This is a genomic window from Pseudomonas corrugata (assembly GCF_001269905.1).
Classification (GTDB): Bacteria; Pseudomonadota; Gammaproteobacteria; order Pseudomonadales; family Pseudomonadaceae; genus Aquipseudomonas; species Aquipseudomonas corrugata.
In genome coordinates, this window is record NZ_LHVK01000015.1 from 223,057 (window position 1) to 245,234 (window position 22,178).

At 60.2% G+C, this 22,178-nt stretch carries 24 protein-coding genes; 10 read left to right on the plus strand and 14 right to left on the minus strand.

Features of this window, described 5'->3' with window-relative positions; genetic code table 11:
- Positions 1-19: 19 nt before the first annotated feature.
- Entirely contained in the window at positions 20-673 is a 654-nt protein-coding gene (locus AD665_RS21170; protein ID WP_053193571.1) for a thiopurine S-methyltransferase, read from the minus strand.
- A 103-nt stretch (positions 674-776) separates the two neighbouring features.
- Here AD665_RS21170 and AD665_RS21175 point away from each other — a divergent pair, with 103 nt between their 5' ends.
- Positions 777-1,544: a DODA-type extradiol aromatic ring-opening family dioxygenase gene (locus AD665_RS21175; protein ID WP_053193575.1), complete on the plus strand. Its 768-nt coding sequence runs from the start codon at positions 777-779 to the stop codon at positions 1,542-1,544.
- Between the two features lie 220 nt (positions 1,545-1,764).
- Here AD665_RS21175 and AD665_RS21180 read toward each other — a convergent pair whose 3' ends face one another.
- Together AD665_RS21180 and AD665_RS21185 are read right to left on the minus strand one after the other, a co-directional pair.
- Positions 1,765-3,438 carry a DEAD/DEAH box helicase gene (locus tag AD665_RS21180; protein WP_024776698.1) on the minus strand — a complete coding sequence of 558 codons (1,674 nt, stop codon included), beginning with the start codon at positions 3,436-3,438 and terminating at the stop codon, positions 1,765-1,767.
- Positions 3,439-3,739: 301 nt separating this feature from the next.
- The gene (locus AD665_RS21185; protein WP_053193579.1) at positions 3,740-4,495 is read right to left on the minus strand and encodes a spermidine synthase; all 756 of its coding nucleotides are present in this window, start codon (positions 4,493-4,495) and stop codon (positions 3,740-3,742) included.
- A 127-nt stretch (positions 4,496-4,622) separates the two neighbouring features.
- On the opposite strand from AD665_RS21185, the gene AD665_RS21190 reads away from it, so the two are divergent.
- A complete protein-coding gene (locus AD665_RS21190; RefSeq protein WP_024776696.1) occupies positions 4,623-5,969 on the plus strand; it encodes a class II 3-deoxy-7-phosphoheptulonate synthase in 1,347 nt (448 codons plus the stop codon).
- A 113-nt stretch (positions 5,970-6,082) separates the two neighbouring features.
- Here AD665_RS21190 and AD665_RS21195 read toward each other — a convergent pair whose 3' ends face one another.
- Positions 6,083-7,312, minus strand: coding sequence for a winged helix-turn-helix domain-containing protein (locus tag AD665_RS21195; RefSeq protein WP_024776695.1), 1,230 nt, complete (start codon positions 7,310-7,312; stop codon positions 6,083-6,085).
- Between the two features lie 64 nt (positions 7,313-7,376).
- A complete protein-coding gene (locus tag AD665_RS27105; protein WP_041020071.1) occupies positions 7,377-7,595 on the minus strand; it encodes a DUF1127 domain-containing protein in 219 nt (72 codons plus the stop codon).
- Between the two features lie 97 nt (positions 7,596-7,692).
- On the opposite strand from AD665_RS27105, the gene AD665_RS21205 reads away from it, so the two are divergent.
- Positions 7,693-8,547, plus strand: coding sequence for a LysR substrate-binding domain-containing protein (locus AD665_RS21205; protein ID WP_024776693.1), 855 nt, complete (start codon positions 7,693-7,695; stop codon positions 8,545-8,547).
- Here AD665_RS21205 and AD665_RS21210 read toward each other — a convergent pair.
- Positions 8,537-9,286 (minus strand): sulfite exporter TauE/SafE family protein, encoded by a 750-nt coding sequence (locus AD665_RS21210; RefSeq protein ID WP_024776692.1) that lies wholly within the window; start codon positions 9,284-9,286, stop codon positions 8,537-8,539. The genes AD665_RS21205 and AD665_RS21210 overlap by 11 nt on opposite strands.
- A gap of 144 nt (positions 9,287-9,430) precedes the next feature.
- Between AD665_RS21210 and AD665_RS21215 the strand changes: the two genes are divergently transcribed.
- From AD665_RS21215 to AD665_RS21225, 3 genes are all read left to right on the plus strand, one after another.
- Complete coding sequence (locus AD665_RS21215) at positions 9,431-9,892, plus strand: MarR family winged helix-turn-helix transcriptional regulator (RefSeq protein ID WP_024776691.1); 462 nt, start codon at positions 9,431-9,433, stop codon at positions 9,890-9,892.
- A 359-nt stretch (positions 9,893-10,251) separates the two neighbouring features.
- A complete protein-coding gene (locus AD665_RS21220; protein WP_024776690.1) occupies positions 10,252-10,671 on the plus strand; it encodes an organic hydroperoxide resistance protein in 420 nt (139 codons plus the stop codon).
- A 34-nt stretch (positions 10,672-10,705) separates the two neighbouring features.
- Entirely contained in the window at positions 10,706-11,719 is a 1,014-nt protein-coding gene (locus AD665_RS21225; protein ID WP_024776689.1) for an alpha/beta hydrolase, read from the plus strand.
- Positions 11,720-11,803: 84 nt separating this feature from the next.
- Here AD665_RS21225 and AD665_RS21230 read toward each other — a convergent pair whose 3' ends face one another.
- Positions 11,804-12,373 carry an elongation factor P gene (locus tag AD665_RS21230; protein ID WP_007955690.1) on the minus strand — a complete coding sequence of 190 codons (570 nt, stop codon included), beginning with the start codon at positions 12,371-12,373 and terminating at the stop codon, positions 11,804-11,806.
- 48 nt (positions 12,374-12,421) lie between these two features.
- A complete protein-coding gene (earP, locus tag AD665_RS21235; RefSeq protein ID WP_024776688.1) occupies positions 12,422-13,555 on the minus strand; it encodes an elongation factor P maturation arginine rhamnosyltransferase EarP in 1,134 nt (377 codons plus the stop codon).
- A 121-nt stretch (positions 13,556-13,676) separates the two neighbouring features.
- Here earP and AD665_RS21240 point away from each other — a divergent pair, with 121 nt between their 5' ends.
- Both AD665_RS21240 and AD665_RS21245 read left to right on the plus strand, forming a co-directional pair.
- Positions 13,677-14,063: a cytochrome b/b6 domain-containing protein gene (locus tag AD665_RS21240; protein ID WP_024776687.1), complete on the plus strand. Its 387-nt coding sequence runs from the start codon at positions 13,677-13,679 to the stop codon at positions 14,061-14,063.
- A 2-nt stretch (positions 14,064-14,065) separates the two neighbouring features.
- Complete coding sequence (locus AD665_RS21245; RefSeq protein WP_024776686.1) at positions 14,066-14,548, plus strand: GreA/GreB family elongation factor; 483 nt, start codon at positions 14,066-14,068, stop codon at positions 14,546-14,548.
- 55 nt (positions 14,549-14,603) lie between these two features.
- Here AD665_RS21245 and cysB read toward each other — a convergent pair whose 3' ends face one another.
- The 4 genes from cysB to AD665_RS21265 all read right to left on the minus strand — a co-directional run bounded on the left by cysB (position 14,604) and on the right by AD665_RS21265 (position 18,157).
- Positions 14,604-15,578: an HTH-type transcriptional regulator CysB gene (cysB, locus tag AD665_RS21250; protein ID WP_024776685.1), complete on the minus strand. Its 975-nt coding sequence runs from the start codon at positions 15,576-15,578 to the stop codon at positions 14,604-14,606.
- Positions 15,579-15,689: 111 nt separating this feature from the next.
- Positions 15,690-16,190 carry a universal stress protein gene (locus AD665_RS21255; RefSeq protein ID WP_024776684.1) on the minus strand — a complete coding sequence of 167 codons (501 nt, stop codon included), beginning with the start codon at positions 16,188-16,190 and terminating at the stop codon, positions 15,690-15,692.
- A gap of 87 nt (positions 16,191-16,277) precedes the next feature.
- On the minus strand, positions 16,278-17,183 hold the full coding sequence (locus AD665_RS21260) for a 5'-nucleotidase (protein WP_024776683.1): 906 nt from the start codon (positions 17,181-17,183) through the stop codon (positions 16,278-16,280).
- A gap of 20 nt (positions 17,184-17,203) precedes the next feature.
- Positions 17,204-18,157 (minus strand): putative 2-dehydropantoate 2-reductase, encoded by a 954-nt coding sequence (locus AD665_RS21265; protein ID WP_024776682.1) that lies wholly within the window; start codon positions 18,155-18,157, stop codon positions 17,204-17,206.
- Between the two features lie 266 nt (positions 18,158-18,423).
- Here AD665_RS21265 and AD665_RS21270 point away from each other — a divergent pair, with 266 nt between their 5' ends.
- A complete protein-coding gene (locus AD665_RS21270; RefSeq protein WP_024776681.1) occupies positions 18,424-19,500 on the plus strand; it encodes a 3-deoxy-7-phosphoheptulonate synthase in 1,077 nt (358 codons plus the stop codon).
- Positions 19,501-19,572: 72 nt separating this feature from the next.
- On the opposite strand, the gene AD665_RS21275 is transcribed toward AD665_RS21270, so the two are convergent.
- The gene (locus tag AD665_RS21275) at positions 19,573-19,854 is read right to left on the minus strand and encodes a GNAT family N-acetyltransferase (RefSeq protein ID WP_024776680.1); all 282 of its coding nucleotides are present in this window, start codon (positions 19,852-19,854) and stop codon (positions 19,573-19,575) included.
- Positions 19,855-20,488: 634 nt separating this feature from the next.
- Between AD665_RS21275 and oprI the strand changes: the two genes are divergently transcribed.
- The gene (gene oprI, locus AD665_RS21280; protein ID WP_024776679.1) at positions 20,489-20,740 is read left to right on the plus strand and encodes an outer membrane lipoprotei OprI; all 252 of its coding nucleotides are present in this window, start codon (positions 20,489-20,491) and stop codon (positions 20,738-20,740) included.
- A 123-nt stretch (positions 20,741-20,863) separates the two neighbouring features.
- On the opposite strand, the gene AD665_RS21285 is transcribed toward oprI, so the two are convergent.
- Positions 20,864-21,835: a L,D-transpeptidase family protein gene (locus tag AD665_RS21285; RefSeq protein WP_053193582.1), complete on the minus strand. Its 972-nt coding sequence runs from the start codon at positions 21,833-21,835 to the stop codon at positions 20,864-20,866.
- Between the last annotated feature and the right edge of the window lie 343 nt (positions 21,836-22,178).

Genomic DNA, 22,178 nt, shown 5'->3' on the forward strand with positions numbered 1-22,178 from the left:
TGTCCGGCCCCCATCGCCATCAACCCATGGAAATCCGATAAACCCGCTCATCCAGTCTGGTCACCCCGGCCTGCAGGAACTTCCAGCTCTCCCCCAGCACATCCTGCTCCTGCAAGACCTCCAGCTTCCAGCTATTCCCCAGCAGCCGCTGCACTTCATCATCACTCACGGAAAATGGCGGGCCGGGCATTTCAGCCTGGTTGTATTCAAGGGTAATCAGCAACCCGACGCAGCGTGGCAGGATGCTTTGCAGGTGTGCCGTGTATCGCTCACGCATCTGCGCAGGCAAGGCAATCAACGCAGCCCGATCGTAAAGCGCCTCGCAATCATCCAGGTCATCCTGGCCCAAGGCAAAGAAATCACCGCAGCGGATTTCCATGTTTCCGGCACGGAACACCTTGAAAGCCCCCTCCTCGCTTACACTCGGCACCAACTGATGCTCATCGAAAAAATCAGTGATGGCCTTTTCCGACAGCTCCACACCCAATACCGAATACCCCTGCTGGGAGAGCCACAACAGATCCAGGGTCTTGCCACACAACGGCACCAGCACACGGCTGCCCTGCTCCAGGCCCATCTGCGGCCAGAAACGCTGCAGGTACGGGTTCACTTGCGATGAATGAAAGCCGATCTGATTCGTTGACCAACGCTTATGCCAAAACTCGGGCTCCATGACTCGCTCCAAAAATTCGATCAAAACAGGTTAAAACTTATATTAGATTTAGATCATTGACCTGACAGAAGATGACCACATCTTAACGCTCAGGAGCTCGCCCATGCTGCCCAGCCTGTTTATTTCCCACGGCTCGCCAATGCTCGCGCTTGAGCCCGGCTACAGCGGCCCGGCGCTGGCTCGCCTGGCTGCACAATTGCCCAGGCCCACGGCCATCGTCATTGTGTCCGCTCATTGGGAAAGCAGCGAGCTGTTGGTCAGCGCCAATCGACAGCCACGCACCTGGCACGATTTTGGCGGGTTCCCCCCGGCCCTGTACCAAGTGCAGTATCCCGCACCGGGAGAGCCGGAACTGGCAGCCAGGGTGGCAGACCTGCTCAATGCCGCGCACCTGCCGGCGCGGCTCGACGTGCAGCGGCCATCAGACCACGGCGTCTGGGTACCGTTGTCCCTGATGTATCCCCAGGCCGATATCCCGGTGGTGCAGGTTTCACTGCCCAGCGACCAAGGCCCTGTGTTGCAGACGCGGGTCGGCCAGGCGCTTGCGAGCCTGCGCCAGCAGGACATCCTGCTGATCGGCTCCGGCAGCATCACCCACAACCTGCGCGACCTCGACTGGAACGCCGGCCCCGAGAGCGTCGAGCCCTGGGCAAAGGGTTTTCGCGACTGGATCGTGGAAAAACTGGCGGCCGACGATGAGGCCGCGCTGCATGATTATCGACGCCAGGCACCCAATGCCGTGCGCAGTCATCCCAGCGACGAGCACCTGCTGCCGCTGTATTTCGCCCGGGGCGCCGGCGCAAGGTTCAGCGTGGTCCACGAGGGGTTCACGATGGGGACATTGGGGATGGATATCTACCGCTTCGATTGACGGGAGGACCGGGTCGCGCCCTTCGCGAGCAAGCCCGCTCCCACAGTGGGGTTTGGGGTTGTTGCGGATATCACGGTTGGTACAGGTCAAGTGTGGGAGCGAGCTTGCTCGCGAATGAAGCACCACCAATCAACCCGAAAGAACACCAGACGACAGGCAAAAAAAATCCCCGAACCAGTCGGGGATTTTTTCATGCTCGATCAATCAACCCAAGGGCCGATCAATCTTCGCGATAACGACGCAGCTTCAGTTGCTTGCCGGCTACGCGAGTGTCCTTGAGCTTGGTCAGCAGTTTCTCCAGACCATCTTCCGGCAATTCCACCAGGCTGAAGCTGTCACGCACCTGGATGCGACCGATGGCTTCACGGGCCAGGCCACCTTCATTGAGGATCGCGCCCAGCAGGTTCTTGGCGGCGATGCCGTCACGGGCACCCAGCGCGGTACGGCAACGGGCACGGCCTTCGGCCAGCGGGATCGGTGCACGACGCTCACGGTCGCCACGGTCCGGACGGTCCCCGCTACGCTCGGGACGATCGCCACGTGGTGCGCTGTTCGGCACCAGTGGACGTTCCTTCTCGATGGCAGCCAGGTTCAGTGCCTGACCATTGGTGGCCTTGCGCAACAGGGCGGCGGCCAGGGCGCGTGGGCTGCAACCGATGTCGGCAGTCAGGCGATCGAGCAGATCACCGTGGGTCGATTCGGCGTCAGCCACCAGCGGCGACAGGCTGTTGGTCAGCTTCTTGATGCGAGCATCGAGAACGGCCTGGGCGTCCGGCAGGCGAACTTCAGCCACCTTCTGCCCGGTAACACGCTCGATGACCTGCAGCATGCGGCGCTCGCGCGGAGTCACCAGCAGCAGCGCACGACCTTCGCGACCAGCACGACCGGTACGGCCGATACGGTGAACGTAGGATTCCGGATCGTACGGCATGTCCACGTTGAACACGTGGGTGATGCGCGGAACGTCCAGGCCACGGGCAGCCACGTCGGTCGCCACAACGATGTCCAGGCGGCCATCCTTGAGGGAGTCGATCACGCGCTCACGCTGGTTCTGGGCAATGTCACCGTTCAGCGCAGCGGCTTTGTAGCCTTTGGCTTCCAGGGCGCTGGCCAGGTCCAGGGTCGCTTGCTTGGTGCGCACGAACATGATCAGGGCGTCGAAGTCTTCCACTTCCAGCAAGCTGAGGACAGCGGATGTCTTCTGGTCGGCGTGAACCAACAGGTGGGCCTGTTCGATCGCGGTGACGGTCTGGGTCTTGCTCTGGATCTTGACGTGTTTCGGGTCCTTCAGGTGACGCTCGGCGATCGCACGGATCGACTGCGGCAGGGTGGCCGAGAACAGTACGGTCTGACGGGTTTCCGGCATGGCCTTGAAGATCACTTCCAGGTCGTCCATGAAGCCCAGCTTGAGCATTTCGTCGGCTTCGTCGAGAACCAGGTGGTTCACGGTGGCCAGGACTTTCTCGTCGCGACGCAGGTGGTCGCACAGACGGCCCGGGGTGGCGACAACGATCTGTGCGCCATTACGGATGGCTTTCAATTGTGGGCCCATCGGCGCGCCGCCGTAGACAGCCACAACAGTTACGCCCGGCATTTGCTTGGCGTAGGTTTCGAAAGCAGTTGCAACTTGCAGCGCCAACTCACGGGTTGGGGCCAGGATCAGAGCTTGCGGCTCGCGCTTGGACGGATCAATGCGGTGCAGGATAGGCAAGGCGAACGCGGCGGTCTTACCCGTACCGGTTTGCGCCTGACCAATCATATCGTGACCGGCGAGAATGATCGGGATCGACTGCTGCTGAATGGCCGAAGGCTCTTCATAGCCGGTAGCGACTACTGCAGCGACAATATTGGGATGAAGTTCAAGAGCGGCGAAGCCGCCGATTTCCTGGGTCATGGGTCTGCCTCTAAGTGCATCCGCAAAGACCCATGCTCCAAAGCTGCACATGCCGTGTTGAGACTCAAGAGTCGCCCTGGCAGCTTTGTCGGCGGGGATTTGCGAAAACGAATGAATGAAAAAGAACGTCGTGGAAGCATCCGTTGTGGGGACATGCAACCGAAGCTGGCTTCGAAAAATTGCGCTACCTTGACGCGGCCCGGCTAAAGGCCGGCGCGCACTATACCGGAATTCGCCTGAAAAGGGAGATTTTTTTAGAGAGGCTAAAACGTTTCACCCGCCGCAGGAAGCTCCTGCTGCCTCAAGTCGCCGGTCGGATAGCCTTGATCAACGGCAGCAACGAATAACCCAATCGCGGTGCAAGCGCTTCGGCCCGTGCGGTCAGACCTTGCATATCCATCGCCTGTTCCAGGTCCGCCGGCACGATCAGGATCACATTGCCCTCCTTCACCGGCAATTCCCAGTAGTGCCGGTGATACAGGCCACGCAACAGCGCCGCGCCCAGCGGCTTGCCGTCGTCGGTGGCCCACTGGTTGATCACCAGCCAGCCGCCGGGGTTCAACCGCTTCTGGCAGTTTTCCAGGAAACCCCAGGCCAGGTGGCCCACACCGGGGCCTACATCGGTGTAGAGGTCGACGAAGATCAGGTCCGCAGGCTCTGCCGTTTCCAACAACTCCAGGGCATCGCCGACGCGGATGTACAGCCGCGGATCGTCATCCAGCCCCAGGTATTCGATGGCCAGGCGCGGCACATCGGGACGCAGTTCGATGGCCTCGACGTCCTCCAGCGGCAGGAACCTGAGGCAGGCCTGGGTCAGTGTACCGGCGCCCAACCCCAGGAACAGCGCGCTTTCCGGCTGCTCGTGGCACAACGCGCCGATCAGCATTGCGCGGGTGTAGTCATATTCGAGCCAGCTTGGATCGGCCGTGAACACGCAGCTCTGCTCGATGGCATCGCCGAATTCGAGAAACCGGTAATCGGCCACTTCGAGGACCCGGATCATGCCGAACTCGTCGTGCACCTCGGCGAGCAGATGCTCGACGCGCTCCTCTGTCATTTCATCTCCTGATGGCTGCCGGGCGGACGGCGGCAAAAGCGCGATTGTCGGCCAAGCGACGGGAACAGGTCACGCACTAATTTGCTGATAACATGGCTGTCCGAGCGTCAATCACCTAGAGATCATGATGAGCCAACCCTGGAGCCCTGACAGCTGGCGCGCCCTGCCGATCCAGCAACAACCCCGCTACCCCGACGCGGCGCACCTGCTGCAAGTCGAGCAGACCCTTGCCAGCTATCCGCCGCTGGTGTTTGCCGGAGAAGCCCGGGAACTGCGCCGCCAGTTCGCCGAAGTCACCCAGGGCCGAGCCTTTTTGCTACAAGGCGGCGATTGCGCCGAAAGCTTCGCGGAGTTCTCCGCGGCAAAGATCCGCGACACCTTCAAGGTGCTGCTGCAGATGGCAATCGTCATGACCTTTGCCGCCGGCTGCCCGGTGGTCAAGGTCGGACGCATGGCCGGGCAGTTCGCCAAACCACGTTCGGCCAACGATGAAACCATCGACGGCGTGACCCTGCCGGCCTACCGGGGCGATATCGTCAACGGCATCGGCTTCGACGAGCGGAGTCGCGTACCGGACCCGGAACGCCTGCTGCAGTCCTACCACCAGTCCACCGCCACCTTGAACCTGCTGCGGGCGTTCGCCCAGGGTGGGTTTGCAGACCTGCATCAAGTGCACAAGTGGAACCTGGATTTCATCGCCAACTCGGCACTGGCGGAAAAGTACAGCCACCTGGCCGACCGCATCGACGAAACCCTGGCCTTCATGCGCGCCTGCGGCATGGACAGTTCGCCGCAACTGCGCGAAACCAGCTTCTTCACCGCACACGAAGCGCTGCTGCTCAACTACGAAGAAGCGTTCGTGCGCCGTGACAGCCTGACCAACGATTACTACGACTGTTCTGCTCACATGCTCTGGATCGGCGACCGCACCCGCCAGTTGGACGGTGCCCATGTCGAATTCCTGCGCGGCGTGAACAACCCGATCGGGGTCAAGGTTGGCCCGAGCATGGACCCTGACGACCTGATTCGCCTGATCGACGTGCTCAACCCGGACAACGACCCGGGCCGGCTGAACCTGATCGCGCGGATGGGCGCGAACAAGGTCGGCGATCATCTGCCCCAGCTATTGCGCGCCGTGCAGCGCGAAGGCAAGCAGGTGCTGTGGAGCTCCGACCCCATGCATGGCAACACCATCAAGGCCAGCAGCGGCTACAAGACCCGGGATTTCGCGCAGATCCTCGGCGAAGTGAAGCAGTTCTTCCAGGTCCACGAAGCCGAAGGCACTTATGCCGGCGGCATTCACATCGAGATGACCGGACAAAACGTCACCGAATGCATCGGCGGTGCGCGGCCGATTACCGAGGATGGACTGTCGGATCGTTATCACACCCATTGCGATCCGCGGATGAATGCCGATCAGTCGCTGGAGCTGGCGTTCCTGATTGCCGAGACGTTGAAGCAGGTTCGGCGCTAACGTCTTTCAAACGCCATCGCGAGCAGGCTCGCTCCCACAGGTGATTCGGTGCACACAATAGTTGTGAACAGCACGGTCAATGTGGGAGCGAGCCTGCTCGCGATGGGGCCCGATCAACCACCGTCGATTCCAGCCAACGCCCCCGCCAACCGAACCCCACTCGCCCGTTGGCAATTGAGCTGAACCCGCTCCAACCCCAACCAGTCGGCCATGCGCCGCAGATTCATCGCCAAGACCTGTATCCCCTCCTCGTCCAACCCCGGCTGCTCCTCATGCACGGCGTGCACCGCCAACCGGCCTTGGGCTCTCTCTGCCCGAAGATCCACCCGAGCAGCGATTCGTTCGTTGTGCAGGAAAGGCAACACGTAATAGCCATACACCCGCTTGTGGGCCGGGGTATAAATTTCCAGTCGATAACGGAAGTCGAATAGCCGTTCGGTACGATTGCGCTCCCAGACCAGCGAATCAAACGGCGAGAGCAAGGCGCTGGCTGTCACGTTGCGAGGAATTTTCCCACCCGGCAGACACCAGGCCGGCTGCTTCCAGCCTTGCACCTGGCAACGCAACAGCTCACCGTTTTCCTCCAGCTCGGCCAGTCGCCCACGGCTGTCGGTCGGATCGAGACGGAAATAATCGCGCAGGTCTTTTTCAGTGCCGACGCCCAATGCTCCGGCGGCATGCAACAGTAAGGCGCGTTGGGCCTGGGCCTCGTCCGGAACCGGTTGTTCCAGGACCGAGGCCGAAAGTACTCGCTCCGGCAAGTCGTAGAGCCGCTCGAAGCCACGCCGCCCGGCCACCGTGACCTCGCCCGCGGCGAACAGCCACTCCAGCGCGTGCTTCTCGGCACTCCAATCCCACCAGGGGCCAGCCTTTTCCGCCCGTGTGGATAGACTGCCGGCGCCCAGGGCGCCTTGTTCCCGGACTGCCGCCAAGACGCGGCGGATGACATCCTGCCGCTCGCGGCCGAAGCGCGCCAATTGCTGATAGATGCCTTCGCCACGTATCGCGCGGGTCATGCGCCAGCGCATCAGCGGATACATCGACAGGGGCAACAGCGACGCTTCGTGTCCCCAGTATTCGAACAGCGTGCGACGCCGCCCCTGGCTCCAGGCCGCTTGATCGAGCAGATCGGGGTTGTAATGACCGAGGCGGGAAAACAGCGGGAGGTAATGCGAACGCACCAGCGCATTGACCGAATCGATCTGCAGCACGCCGAGGCGTTCGATCAGGCGGTTGAGACGTGCGGGTTGCACCGAAGCCGGCGCCAGCCGCCCATTGAATCCCTGAGCGGCCAACGCCAGACGCCGGGCCTGTTTGAGGGTAAAGGACACAGTCGCGGGCATGGAGATCTCCTTCTCTGCTCGCAACCTACCTCACCAGTTACTGATTTGTGTAGGGAGGGATGGCTCATTTGTGCATTGGGTCATCCCAGAATGGCCGAACCACTTCCTGTTCTACATCTGCACGGCTGACGCCGATGTCCTTGAGCGCCTCGTCGCTCAGACCGGCGAGCAATTCGCGCTCGTGGTGCAATTCATACCAGCGGCTAAACTTGTGCAGCAGGTCGCTGAGGGAAAAATGGAATGAATGTCTATCTATCGATACGTATCCTTTCTGACCTTTCATCGTGATGTCCTCCGTGGGGGGTGGTTCAAGTCTCGCCCCAAGGCTAAGATCAATCCAACGAATGTTTCTTATGCAATACATCTCGGAGATTGATCAATTGTCGAGTTACCCGAGCATCGATACGGAAGTGCTGCGGACCTTCGTCGCCATTGCCGACCAGGGCGGTTTTACCCGCGCCGGTGAATTGGTCAATCGCACCCAATCCGCCGTCAGCATGCAGATGAAGCGCCTCGAAGAAGATGTCTTGCAGCGCCGGTTGTTCGAGCGTGACGGGCGCCAGGTCAAGCTCACCGCCGAAGGCCAGGTGCTATTGGGTTACGCCCGGCGCATCCTCAAGCTGCACAGCGAGGTGTTCAACACCTTGCGTGAACCGCATATGGTCGGCACCGTGCGTATCGGCACGCCGGATGACTACGTGATGCGCTTTTTGCCCGGCATCCTGCAGCGCTTTGCCCAGTTCTATCCGCTGATCGAAATTGAAGTGCACTGCGAATCGTCCAAGCAGTTGCTGTTGCGCCAGGACCTGGACCTGTCCATCGTGACCCGTAAACCAGGGGATGAAATCGGCCAGTTATTGCGCAAGGAGCGCTTTGTCTGGGCCGAAGCAGCGTGTTTCAGCGCCCATGAGAAAACACCGCTGCCACTGGCGATGTTCAATAGCGATTGCTTCTGCCGGCAATGGGCCTGCAATGCCCTGGATGCCATGGGCCGCGAATATCGGGTGGCCTACAACAGTTCCAGCCTGTCGGCACTGATGGCAGTGGTGGGCGCGGGCCTGGCGATCACCGCGCAACTGGAAAGCCTGCTGACACCGGACATGCGCGTACTCGGCGAGGCCGAAAACCTGCCGGAGCTGCCTGAGGCCAGCATCATGCTGATCCGCAACCTGCACAATCCATCGCCCATCACCGAGTGCCTGGCCGAGCACATCGTTGAAGGCTTCAAACTTTAAAGGCGAGCAGCACTGCGCACAGCACCAGGAACCCGCAGAACAGTCCGCGCAATAGCCGCTCCGGCATCGCGTGGGCGACCTTCACTCCCCAACTGATGCTCAGCAAACCGCCGACGGCCAGTGGCAAGCCGATCCACCAGTTCACTTGATGGTGGAATGCATAGGTAGCGAGGGTAACGCCGGTGCTGGGCAATGCCAGCGACAGCGACAAACCTTGGGCGACTACCTGGGAGGTACCGAACAGGCTGGTCAGAACCGGAGTCGCAACGACGGCGCCGCCGACACCGAACAGACCGCCCATGGTCCCGGATGCCGCCCCCAATACCCCCAGCCATGGCCAGCCGTGGCGCATCTGCGCTGAAGCCGGTGCGGTGCCGGTAAACATTCGGATCAGGTTATAGGCCGCCAGGACCACCAGGAACGCGACAAATCCGACTCGCATGCTTTCGGCGTCGACACCTACGGCCCAGATCGAGCCGAGCCAGGCAAAGCAGAAGCCCATGGAAGCCAATGGCAGCACGTGACGCAACTCAATGCGATTGCGCTGATGATACCGCCACAGCGCGAGCATCACATTGGGGACCACCATCACCAGGGCGGTACCTTGGGCAATCTGCTGGTCCAGGCCGAACCATACGCCCAATACCGGAATCGCGATCAGCCCACCACCGATCCCGAACAATCCCCCCAAGGTGCCCAATGCAGCTCCCAACACCAGATACAATGCAACTTCGATCACGGACGTTCCCCCTTCATCAGGGCGTCTATCCTACGCAGTTGGTGTCAGTGGGGAAACGCAACATCTGATCAGAACGCAGGAATTATCTGGCGCCTTAAAGGTTCGCACGCTAGATTCGTTGGATTATCGATTGAAGGTTTTGCCATGAGCTCCCAGCGCGACACCCCCGAACCCTGCGAAGCCCTGTTGCTCGATAACCAGGTCTGCTTTGCCCTGCATTCCACATCGCTGATGATGACCAAGGTCTACAAACCGTTGCTGCAAGCCTTGGGCCTGACCTATCCCCAATATCTGGCGATGATGGTGTTGTGGGAGAAAGACGGCTTGACCGTCGGTGAAATCAGTACGCGCCTGCTCACCGACCCCGGCTCGCTGACACCCCTGCTCAAGCGCCTGGAGGCCGAAGGCCTGCTGAGCCGCACCCGCAGCCGTGAAGATGAACGCGTGGTGATCGTCGAACTCACCGAACAGGGCCGCACCCTGCGAGAGAAGGCCCTGGATATTCCACAGTGCATCCTTGGCGCCAGCGGCCAGACCATGGAACAGCTGAAGAAGCTGCAACTGGAGCTGCAGGCGCTGCGCAGCCACTTGCAGGACAGTCTGTAACCCCATCTCCAGGGGGCAGGTCTGCGAAGACATCAGCCCCTCTTCAACTGACCCACCGCTATCGCGAACAGGCTCGCTCCCACAAGGGGTTTGTGATGGACGCGTTTTCCGAGAACATCCCAGTACCACTGTGGGAGCGAGCCTGCTCGCGATGGCGTCACTCCAGCCTCCGCTAAAAAAATTTCATCCAATCAAACAGCTTTAACTCAAGGCTTTCATGGCTATTGAGTTTGAAAAGCAGAACCTCGACCAAAAATTTATCTTGCGCGCTAAATATTTGCTGACTATATTCTCTTCACACCTACTTAGCGCGCAAACATTTAGCGCGATAACACCACCCCAGAAACGAGGCTCTCACCATGCAAACTCTCTACACCGCAATCGCAACCTCCACCGGCGGCCGTGACGGTCGTGCGATCTCCAGCGACAACATCCTCGACGTAAAACTCGCCACGCCTAAAGAACTCGGCGGTGCCGGCGGTGCGGCGACCAACCCGGAACAACTGTTTGCTGCCGGCTACTCGGCCTGCTTCATCGGCGCCCTGAAATTCGTCGCCGGCCAAAGCAAACGCAAGATTCCGGACGACGCCTCGATCACCGCCCATGTTGGCATCGGTCAGATTCCCGGCGGTTTCGGCCTCGACATCGACCTGCACATCAGCTTGCCCGGCCTGGACCAGACCGACGCGCAAAGCCTGGTGGACGCGGCTCACCAGGTCTGCCCGTACTCCAACGCCACCCGCGGCAACGTTGATGTTCGCCTGCACGTGACCGTTTAAACCCACCGATCCGGACCGAATCAAGGAGACTCCCATGAACACGTTCACCAAGGCCCTGACCGGCACCCTTCTCGCACTTGGCGTCAGCAGCGCCTTCGCCGACGGCATCGTCGAGCACAATACCCAGGCGTTTCTCGACGCATTGAATGCCGGCACCGGCAAGCCCCTGGAACAACTGTCGCCGAAGGATGCCCGCGCAGTACTGGTCGGTGCCCAGGCGGGGGTGAAATTGGCCTTGCCGAAGGCGGATGTCAGCGAGAAGACCATCAAGGTCGATGGTCAGTCGATCAGCCTGACCATCGTTCGCCCGGCCGGGGTCAAGGGTGAGTTGCCCGTGTTCATGTTCTTCCACGGCGGTGGCTGGGTCCTGGGAGATTTCCCGACCCACGAACGCCTGGTTCGGGACCTGGTGGCGGGATCGGGTGCCGTGGCGGTGTTCGTCAACTACACGCCCTCCCCCGAGGCGCATTACCCGGTGGCGATCAACCAGGCTTATGCCGCAACTAAATGGGTGGCCGAGCATGGCAAGCAGATCAATGTCGACGGCAAGCGCCTGGCCGTGGCGGGTAACAGCGTCGGCGGCAACATGGCAGCCGTCGTGGCCTTGATGGCCAAGGACAAGGGCACGCCGGCGATCCGCTTCCAGGCGCTGTTATGGCCGGTGACCGATGCGAACTTCGAGACCGCGTCCTACAACCAATTCGCCGAGGGACATTTCCTCAGCAAAAACATGATGAAATGGTTCTGGGACAACTACACCACCGATGCCGGGCAACGTAACGAGATCTATGCCTCGCCGCTGCGAGCCAGCACCGCACAACTCAAGGGCCTGCCGCCCGCTCTGGTACAGACCGCCGAGGCCGATGTACTGCGCGATGAAGGTGAAGCCTATGCGCGCAAACTGGATGCGGCCGGTGTGCCGGTCACAGCGGTACGCTACAACGGCATGATTCACGACTATGGCTTGCTCAACGTGGTCAGCCAGGTGCCGGCAGTGCGTTCGGCAATGCTGCAGGTGTCTGAAGAGTTGAAACAGCATCTGAAATGAAGGATGGCGAGGGGACTGACAGGCCCCCGCAGAAATGAAAAAGCCCGACTCAATGGTCGGGCTTTTTTTCACACAAGACCTCGCTTATTTAGCGCGGCCTTTGTAGGAACCGCCTTCGCGGGTATCGATCTCGATCATATCGCCGATTTCGATGAAGTCAGCAACCGACAGCTCGGTACCGTTCTTCAGTTTGGCAGGCTTCATCACCTTGCCGGAAGTGTCGCCGCGCGCGGAACCTTCGGTGTAGTCAACCTGACGCACGATGGTGGTCGGCAGCTCTACGGAAACCAGACGGCCTTCGAAGAACACGGCTTCGCAGACGTCGGTCATGCCTTCTTCCACGAATGGCAGAACGCTTTCGATGTCTTCGGCGTTCAGCTCGTACATGGTGTAGTCAGTGGTGTCCATGAACGTGTAGGAGTCGCCGCTGATGAAGGACAGGGTCGCTTCCTTGCGGTCGAGGATCACGTCGTCCAGTTTGTCGTCCGCACCGTAAACGGTTTCGGTCTTGTAACCGGTCAGCAGGTTTTTCAGCTTGGTCTTCATGATCGCGCTGTTACGACCCGACTTGGTGAATTCAGCTTTCTGAACCAGCCAAGGATCGTTGTCGATACGAATCACGGTACCGGGTTTGAGTTCTTTACCAGTTTTCATTGCGAATATCCGAATTTGGATGGGATTTACAAAAATCTAGGCCGCGTATCATATCCAATTTCCATAAAACTTCACCAGCGCCGCGGCAAGATCGGGTCGCGAGGCCTGTTCCAGACACCATGCACGGGCATGTTCAGCCAGCGCCGGTTGCTGTTCGCAGGTGGTTTCCCAGTGTCCGGACATGTCCTGGCCGGCATTCCACGCCCGCCAGAGACCGCTCATCGCTTTTTCGGCCGGCCCTGGAAGCCCCTGGGTATATAGCCTGAGAAATGCGTCGAGCTTTTCCAGATGAACGTCTTCTTCCTGCTGGTAGATATGCCAGAGGAAAGGTCGACCTGCCCATTGGGCACGCACGAAAGAGTCTTCGCCGCGCACGGCATTGAAATCGCAGCACCAGAGCAACTGATCGTATTGGTCCTGCCGGAGGAACGGCAGCACCTGTACCGTAAGGGCGCCGCGTCGATGCAATGCACCGATCTTGAGGTTGGCAACCCCGAGCCAACGCTCGACATCTCCCAGCACCCGCCCTTCGGGAACCAGCACGTGGGACGGCTGGGTATCTCCGGCCATCGCATCGAACCAGCTGGCCAGCCCGGCGTTTTCGTAGGCGAACAGCGAAATCAGCCGCGCATCCGGCGTCCGCTCGACGCCCAGCCCTTGCAGAAACATCCGTTGCGCCGCGATATCCTGCTGAAACTGCCGACGTCGCTCCAGTAATCCAGACTCGCGCAGCAAACCTCCGGTCCCTTCGCGAAAGCCGGGGAAAAAGAAATACTTCTGGACATGCCGGTATTTGACCGACGGCAACCCGTGGCAACCGGTCACCCAATCCTCGGCACTGAGGTAATCCAGGTTCATCCACAGCGGCGTGGTCCGGCGCTCCGCCATTGCGTCCATGTAGGCACCCGGCAACTGGCAGGCAAACGCGGCGATCACTACATCGGCGGCATCGGCGCCCGGCCAGTCCTTGGGCCAATGGCGAACATCCACGCCTTGTTGCCATTGCTCGGCCAGCGTCACGTCGATTTCCGGACACAGCCGTTCGAAGGCACGCAGATCATCGACCCATAGCCGGACCGCGCACTGGTGTTCGGCCACCAATTGCCGCGCCAAGCGCCAGGTGACGCCGATGTCGCCAAAGTTATCGACGACGGTGCAAAAAATATCCCAACGCACGGCCATTCCCGATTCCCTGTGGCAAAGCCTTGATTGTCCCGAATAAACCGATGATGCAGAAGAGCCGACGGCGATTAATCTTCATGCGACAATCGTCGCCTATCCATGCCCTTGCCAGGAAGCAACCATGCCCGATCACCCTCCCGCCCCGCGCCTCACCGCCTTGCAACTGACCGTCAGCATCGCCCTGGGCCTGTGGCTGGGGTTCCTCGCCATCGTGCTGACGGGCTGGTTGCTGTCGAAATTCGTCCTGGGTGAACAACTCGCCCCGGTAGCTGCCGCCATGCATCAACTGGCGCAACCTCCGATCGTGCAACCGCCTCCCGAGCCGCCGAGTCCCATGTTCGAGCAATACCAGCAGAACCTTCAGCGCAACGAACAACGACAGGCCCTCGACCAGACCCGCAGCAACCCGCGCAATCAGTCCAACTCCAAATGCCAGTTCTGGCTGGAACAGGACCGGAACGCGCCGAGCGAGAAGACCCGCGCCAACGTTTTGCAATTCTGCGACTGATCATGAACAAACAGACCGTACACCAGTTGATCCTCGACAAGCTCAAGGTCGATCTCGATATCGCCGAACGCGCCGCGCAGACTGCCTACGAAACCGCGACCCACGAAGAGAACATCGCCGAGAACAAATACGACACCCTGGGCCTCGAAGCGTCCTACCTTGCCGCCGGACAGGCCAGGCGCGTGGAAGAAATCCGTCAGGCCCTCGCCCTCTGCCAGAATCTGACCCTCAGAGCCTATGACGAGCAGCGTGGCATCCAGGTGGGAACCCTGATCGGGCTGGAGGATGAAGACGGGCGCCAGCAATGGCTGTTCCTGGGACCGGATGCCGCAGGATTGAAAGTGTCGCTGGTGGGGCAGCCGATCACCGTCATCACCCCTCGCTCACCGCTGGGCCGAGGCCTGCTGGGCAAGTTCGAAGGGGATGAAGTGGAGATCGTCGTAGCGGGCGCCCGGCAACAGTTCGCTATCACCGAAGCGATCTAGTGGCCTGTATGGCTAATTCGTGTACCCGGATTAACGTACAGGCCCCTGGCGGGTGTCAGTGCACAGGTAGCTCGACGCCCTCGAACAGCTCTTCGAGTTCCTGCTTGTTGTGACACTGGATGGCCTTGGCCATGACGTCCCGGGTCAGGTGCGGCGCGAACTTCTCGATGAAATCGCACATGAAACCCCGCAGGAATGTGCCACGACGGAAGCCGATCTTGGTCACGCTGGATTCGAACAATTCGCTGGCATCCAGCACCACCAGGTCGCTGTCGAGCTTGGCATCGACAGCCATCTTCGCCACGATGCCCACACCCAGGCCGAGGCGCACATAAGTCTTGATCACGTCGGCGTCGGCGGCAGTGAACACCACTTTCGGCGTCAACCCGCGATGGCTGAAGGCCTCGTCGAGTTTCGAGCGGCCCGTGAAGCCGAACACGTATGTCACGATGGGGTATTCGGCCAAGGCTTCCAGGGTCAACTTCGGCAGCTTGGTCAACGGATGGCCCTGTGGTACGGCCACGCAACGGTTCCAGCGATAGCAGGGCATCATCACCAGATCGCCGAACAATTCGAGGGCTTCGGTGGCGATGGCAAAATCCACCGTACCGTCAGCAGCCATTTCGGCAATCTGCATCGGCGAGCCCTGGTGCATGTGCAGCGCCACGTCCGGGTATTGCTTGATGAAGTTGCTGATCACCGGAGGCAGTGCATAGCGCGCCTGGGTGTGGGTGGTGGCGATCGACAAGGTGCCTTTTTTCTCGTTGGAAAATTCCTGGGCGATCTGTTTGATACTTTCGACCTTGCGCAGGATCTCGCCGGCCGTGGTGATGATGCGCTCACCGGCCGGCGTCACGCGGGTCAGGTGTTTGCCGCTGCGGGCAAAGACTTCGACGCCCAGTTCGTCTTCCAATAGGCGGATCTGCTTGCTGATGCCAGGTTGTGACGTGTAGAGGCTTTGTGCGGTAGCGGAAACGTTGAGGTCGTGGTGCGCCACTTCCCAGATGTAGCGCAGTTGTTGAAGCTTCATATGTATCCCTCAAAGCAGTTGGACGCCACGGGCGCCAGCGGCGACATATAACTATATGAATGGTCGCAACAATAAATCTAGAACTTTTTATAAAAAGGCCATCATTAAGCCTCAAGCTTCCCCTTGGCGCCGACGCTGTACCAGCGGCACCAGATAGACCGGCACCCGAGCCAACTGCAAAACCCGGGCGGCGGTCCTGCCCAGGGGCGTCTCACCGCTGGCCCCCTGGCAGTGACTGCCCACGATCAGCAAATCGACAGAGAGTTTCGCCGCCTGTTCGAGAATGACCTGGGAAGGATCGCCCTGAAACACCCTGACCGACCTGATCAGCTTCAAATCCTGCTGCCCCTCGCCCAACTCCTCCCGGAAACTGTCGAGAACCCGTTGTTCGATATTGGCCATCACCGTATTCAGACCCTGTCGATGAAATTCGTTCAGCGCCTGCTCGTCGAGATAGCTTTGTAACACCGATTCGGCGAACAGCCCCATCGGTTCCACCGCATGCACTACATACAACTCGGCTTCAAACGTCCGTGCCAACGCCAAGGCATGCTGCATCACATAAGGGGCGTAGAGCCCCAAGTCTGTGGCGTACAGCATCGAGCGAATCATGTGACCTCCTCGCGTGCCAGAATGGCGGAGATGGATTCAGCTTAGCAGTGCCTTGAAGAGTGCGACGGGCCCGGAAAAACCGGACAGTCAGGGCTTCACTTCGTTACTGATACCGTGGGGCACATGACCGGTGGCGACCACCTCGCGAGCCAGTTCGCAATGGCCCGTCTGGTCGTCGAAAAACACATCGGCGGCAAAGGCTTCGAGAAACGCAGACTTGGTCAGGCCACCGAGAAACAGCGACTCGTCCAGGCGGATGTCCCACTCGCGCAAGGTCCGGATAACCCGCTCGTGGGCCGGTGCCGAACGGGCGGTGACCAGTGCCGTGCGGATCGGACAGGCGTCTTCCGGGAACTCCCGTTGCAGTGCGTTGAGCGCCGCCAGGAAGCCCTTGAATGGCCCGCCCCGCAATGGCTCGCGGGCAGACTGCCGCTCGCTGGCCTGGAACGCCTCCAGACCGCCGGTCTGATAGACCCGCTCCGACTCATCGGAAAACAGCACCGCATCGCCATCGAAGGCAATACGCAGCTCCTCACTGGCGGCGCGGCTTGCACCGCCCGACAGGATGGTGGCCGCAGCAAAGCCCGCGTCCAGGGCACTGCGTACGTCTTCGGCATGGGTGGACAAGAAAAGATCACAGCCAAATGCCTTGAGGTAAGGATAAGGACTGCGCCCGCCGACGAACGCAGCGCGGGAGATCGCCAAGCCATAGTGGTGAATCGAGTTGAACACCCGCAAGCCCGTGTCGGCGCTGTTGCGCGACACCAGGATCACCTCGACCCGGGCACGCCCCAGATGCTGGTTGAGGCTCAGCAACTTCTGCACGAGGGCGAACGCATCGCCGGGTTCGAGAACTTCGTCTTCATGTTCGATCTGGTACTGCCGATAGGCCTCGACGCCGCTCGACAGGTACACCTTGTGACTTTCGCTCAGATCGAACAGAGCCCGCGACGAAATCGCCAATACCAGCTTGTCATCGATGTTGCTAGCCATATCGCTCCCCCTTCGCCCGATCAGCGGTTGCGCCGGTCCATGAACGCCAACGCCTGGTACAAGGCTTCGATTTTCGGCAGCTCACAGCCCACCGCTTTCGCCGACGCCAATGGTCGGCCGTAGATCGCATCCAGTTCCAAAACACGTTTGTGGGAATAATCGTGATACATGCTCGGCCAGTAATCGGGCATCCTTTCGGTCATCGCGAACAAATACCCGGCGTAGTCAGGTGCAATGTGATGTCCGCAGGCCCGGGCACCGCGCACCACCTCAGCCATCAGCGCCTGGATCAGTCCGCGGCTGTGGTGGTCGGCCATCAGCGGCGTGGTACTGGCCCCCAACAGCACCGAAAGACCGTTATAGGGCACGTTCCACACCAGTTTCTGCCAGCGCGCCTGTTGCAGGTCGGGCATCGCCTGGGCATCCACGCCGGCGGTACGGAACAGCGCTGCCGCCGCTTCGGCAAGCGTCATGCGTTCAGCCTGGTCGTAACAAGGGCCGCTGTGATAACCGACATTGACCGAGCCGAGGGCCTGGTGGGTGATGACGCCTGGGCCAACGCGGTGCACGCAGATCAGGCACAAGCCTCCCAACAGATGCAGCGATTCAGGCAGCAAGGGACGAAGCGCCTCTTCGACATCGAGGCCGTTCTGCAGCAGCAGGACCTTCGCGCCGTCAGCCGCCGCCTGGACGATGGCCGGGGCCAGGTCGGCATTGCTGGTGGTTTTGGCACCGACCAGCAGCCAGTCGCAGGGCGGCATGTCCGCCGCGCTGTAATACACCTGGACCGGATCGAGGTTCAAGGGCCCGTGGACCGCGCTGTCAATACGCAAGCCGTTCTCGGCCACCGCTGCGAATTCGCTGCGCAACAAAAAGTGCACATCAAAACCGGCGCGCGCCAGCATGACCCCGTAGAACCCGCCGATTGCCCCGGTACCGATAATCCCGATCCGGGGCTTTACGCCTGCCTGCATCTTTGCGACTCCTCTGGTAAAGCTGTGGGAGCAAGGCTTGCCCGCGATGAAGTCTACGCGGTTTACCATGGAACCGAGGCGCCTTCATCGCGGACAAGCCTTGCTCCCACAAAAGCTGGGATAAATCCCCTTTAAACCAGCCCCTGCCCATTGTCGAGCAACCTCGTAACGCGATAAGGTTCGGCTCCCCGACGCGCTTAAATCCGCTGTGCACCGCCGCGCGGGGATCGCTGGCGGCCGGCACCCGTGACCTGACGAGTAACACGATGGCTGATTTACCGATCAATGACCTTAACGTCGCCTCCAACGAGACCCTCATCACGCCTGACCAGCTCAAGCGCGATATCCCCCTGAGCGACGCTGCCCTGCGCACCGTGACCAAGGGGCGGGAAGTCATTCGCAACATTCTGGACGGCACCGACCATCGCCTGTTCGTGGTCATCGGGCCCTGCTCGATCCATGACATCAAGGCTGCCCACGAATATGCCGAGCGCCTGAAAGTGTTGGCGGAGGAAGTCTCCGACACCCTGTATCTGGTCATGCGGGTGTATTTCGAGAAACCGCGGACCACCGTCGGCTGGAAAGGCCTGATCAACGACCCGTATCTGGACGACTCGTTCAAGATCCAGGATGGCCTGCACATCGGTCGCCAACTGCTGCTGGACCTGGCCGAAATGGGCCTGCCCACCGCAACCGAAGCCCTCGACCCGATTTCCCCGCAATACCTGCAGGACCTGATCAGTTGGTCCGCCATCGGCGCGCGCACCACCGAATCCCAGACCCACCGTGAGATGGCCTCCGGCCTGTCTTCGGCCGTGGGCTTCAAGAACGGCACCGACGGCGGCCTCACCGTCGCCATCAACGCCCTGCAATCGGTTTCCAGCCCACACCGCTTCCTCGGCATCAATCAGGAAGGCGGTGTGTCGATCGTCACCACCAAGGGCAACGCCTATGGTCACGTGGTGCTGCGCGGCGGCAACGGCAAGCCCAACTACGACTCGGTCAGCGTCGCGCTGTGTGAACAGGCGCTGAACAAGGCGAAGATCAAGCCGAACATCATGGTCGACTGCAGCCACGCCAACTCCAACAAGGACCCGGCGCTGCAACCCCTGGTGATGGAGAACGTGGCCAACCAGATCCTGGAAGGCAACCAGTCGATTATCGGCCTGATGGTCGAGAGCCACCTGAACTGGGGCTGCCAGGCGATCCCGAAAGACCTCGCCGACTTGCAGTATGGCGTCTCCATCACCGACGCCTGCATCGATTGGAGTGCGACCGAGAACACCTTGCGCAGCATGCACGCCAAACTCAAGGACGTGCTGCCAAAGCGTCAGCGCAGCTGATCGGCCATTTCATCGCACAATAAAAAACGCCGGGCTTTCAACCCGGCGTTTTTTATTGTGGAATCCGTTGCGTCAGAGCTTCGCCGCGTGCCGCTGGTGACGCTCCATGTAGCGCTCCACGTAAGAGCAGGACGGGATCACCGTGTACCCCATGTCCTCGGCGTATTGCAGCGCCTTTTCGGTAAGGGCCGCCGCAATCCCTCTGCCACGCAGAGCGTTGGGCACGAACGTCCGATAGATATCCAGGGTCTGTTTGCCCAGGTCCATATAGGTCAGATAGGCACGATGACCGTCCACAGTGGTCTCGAACTGATGACCAGCCTGGTCATGGTGGATGGACAACGCCTCGCTCATCACTACTCCTCGCGGGTCTGAATGCTGACCCCTACCTTACCGATGTTTTTCCGGCGAAGGAACATCTACGCCACCCCGTGCCTGTCCGGTCACCGAGCGCAAAAAATCAATCACTCAAACCCGAGCACGTCGTGAATAGTAGGCATCAATGACGCAAATGCTCAAGACACACCTGTGATCGGAGGGCAGCCTCGTCGGATTTAGCGACTTGAACGCCACCGTTGCGCTGAAGTCAGCGAAGGCGCAATAGCTGAACATCGCCAGTTGTTGAGTCTTGAGACGAGCGCGCGTAGTTAAAGTCACCAGGCCTTACCAATAAAGATGGCGGAACGCTGCGCAAAAAATGAACAAAAGTGTAACCGTATCAATAAACAGCGACTTTAGCGCCCCCGCAAGAGTTCCTCTCGCCAGCGGAACTTTTGTGCACTGGCGCGCTCCATTCAAGGGCCTGGCGCTGTATATTTTTCAAACAACAGCAAGAAAAATTGCTCGAAAAAGAATCACCGCCTACAATTTTTTTGCTTCTTGCGCTACGTCAGTTTACTTACTACAAGTAATGGGTAGTATGTACGCCGGCTAACTCCTCACTCTGAGGAGACAGTCACTTAATAGAAAGTCCTTGAAGGGGAAAACGATGAACAACGTTCTGAAATTCTCTGCTCTGGCCCTGGCCGCAGTTCTGGCTACCGGTTGCAGCAGCGCATCGAAAGAAACCGAAGCACGTCTGACTGCTACCGAAGACGCAGCAGCTCGCGCCCAAGCTCGTGCAGACGAAGCCTACCGTAAAGCTGATGAAGCTCTGGCTGCTGCTCAAAAAGCACAACAGACTGCTGACGAAGCTAACGAGCGCGCTCTGCGCATGCTGGAAAAAACCAGCCGCAAGTAATAGTCCTTCGGGATTGTTATCGAGCCGACCCATTTTTGGGTCGGCTTTTTTATTGCCCGACGTTTCCCACGGCAATAAAAAACCCGCCGGCGTCGCGAAACCCCGGCGGGCCGAAACAGGACCTTATTGTTGCACGTCGATCGGTGCGCTCGACACCATCGGCGCAGCAGTATTCGGAACAGCGATCTCGACCGGCAGGCCATCTTCGGCGGCCACCACGTCACGCACCACGTTCCAGTCCATGCGCAGGTTGCTGGTAATGTCTTCACGCTTGAGCATCGCGTTGATCACCGCGGTGTGCTTGTCCACCACCGATGGGTCGCCCTTGTCGTCGACCGGTGTATGAGCTTCCAGGTAGACCTTGCCACCGCTCAGGCCCAGCTTGTAGGGGTCGTTGATGATCCGCACCGACGTACCTACCGGAACCATGCTGGCCATCTGCAGGACGTTGTTGTTGAACATACGGAAGCAACCGTGACTGGTACGCGTGCCGATGCCGAATTTCTTGTTCGAGCCATGGATCAGGTAGCCCGGGGTGCCCAGTGTGAACTTGAATGGCCCCAACGGGTTATCGGGACCCGCCGGCACCACGCTTGGCAACGGGTCGCCGTCGGCGGCATGTTCGGCCCTGATAGACGCTGGCGGGGTCCAGCTCGGGTTCGGCGTCTTGGCAATGATGCTCGTGTGGGCGACTGGCGAGCCCCAACCTTCACGACCGATCCCCAGCGGGAAGGTGTAGACCACGTTCCGGCCCTTGGGGAAGTAGTAGAGGCGGTACTCGGCAAGGTTGATCACGATGCCTTCGCGCGGACCTGGCGGCAGGATGAAACGGGTCGGCAGCACAATTTCCGTACCGGCTCCCGGCAGCCAGGGGTCGACGCCCGGGTTGGCAGCGACCATCTCGGTGTAACCCAGGTCATAGGTGGTACCCAGGTCGGCAAAGGTGTCTTCGTACTTGGCCTTGATCACCTGCACCTGGCCGACGATGTCCTCACCCGGCGGTGGCAGAGGCAGCTCCAGTGCAGCAACGGGCCCCGCCATACACAGGGCGGCAAGAGACAGGCAGCGGGCGACGGCAGGCAAGCGCAGCAACATCCGGGACATCCTTCGCAGATCGAATAGAGGTATCAAAACGGCGATTGTACACCGCAGGCCGGTATTACGGGGAGAGCGGCGATGGTGCGTCCGATATGCGTCCTGTGGGAGCCGAGCTTGGTCGCGATAGCGGTGGGTCTGGTTGCATTGCCATTGAATGTACCGACGCCATCGCGAGCAGGCTCGCACAGGGGATTGGCATAGTTCTCGGATGTTGTGACCAACCCGCAATCAGGGTGGCCGGGAGCGGGCTTGCTCGCGAAGGCGGAGTGTCTGTCACACAGATATTGACTGTGCCACCGCTTTCGCGGGCAAGCCCGGCTCCCACAGAGGCCCAGCCTTG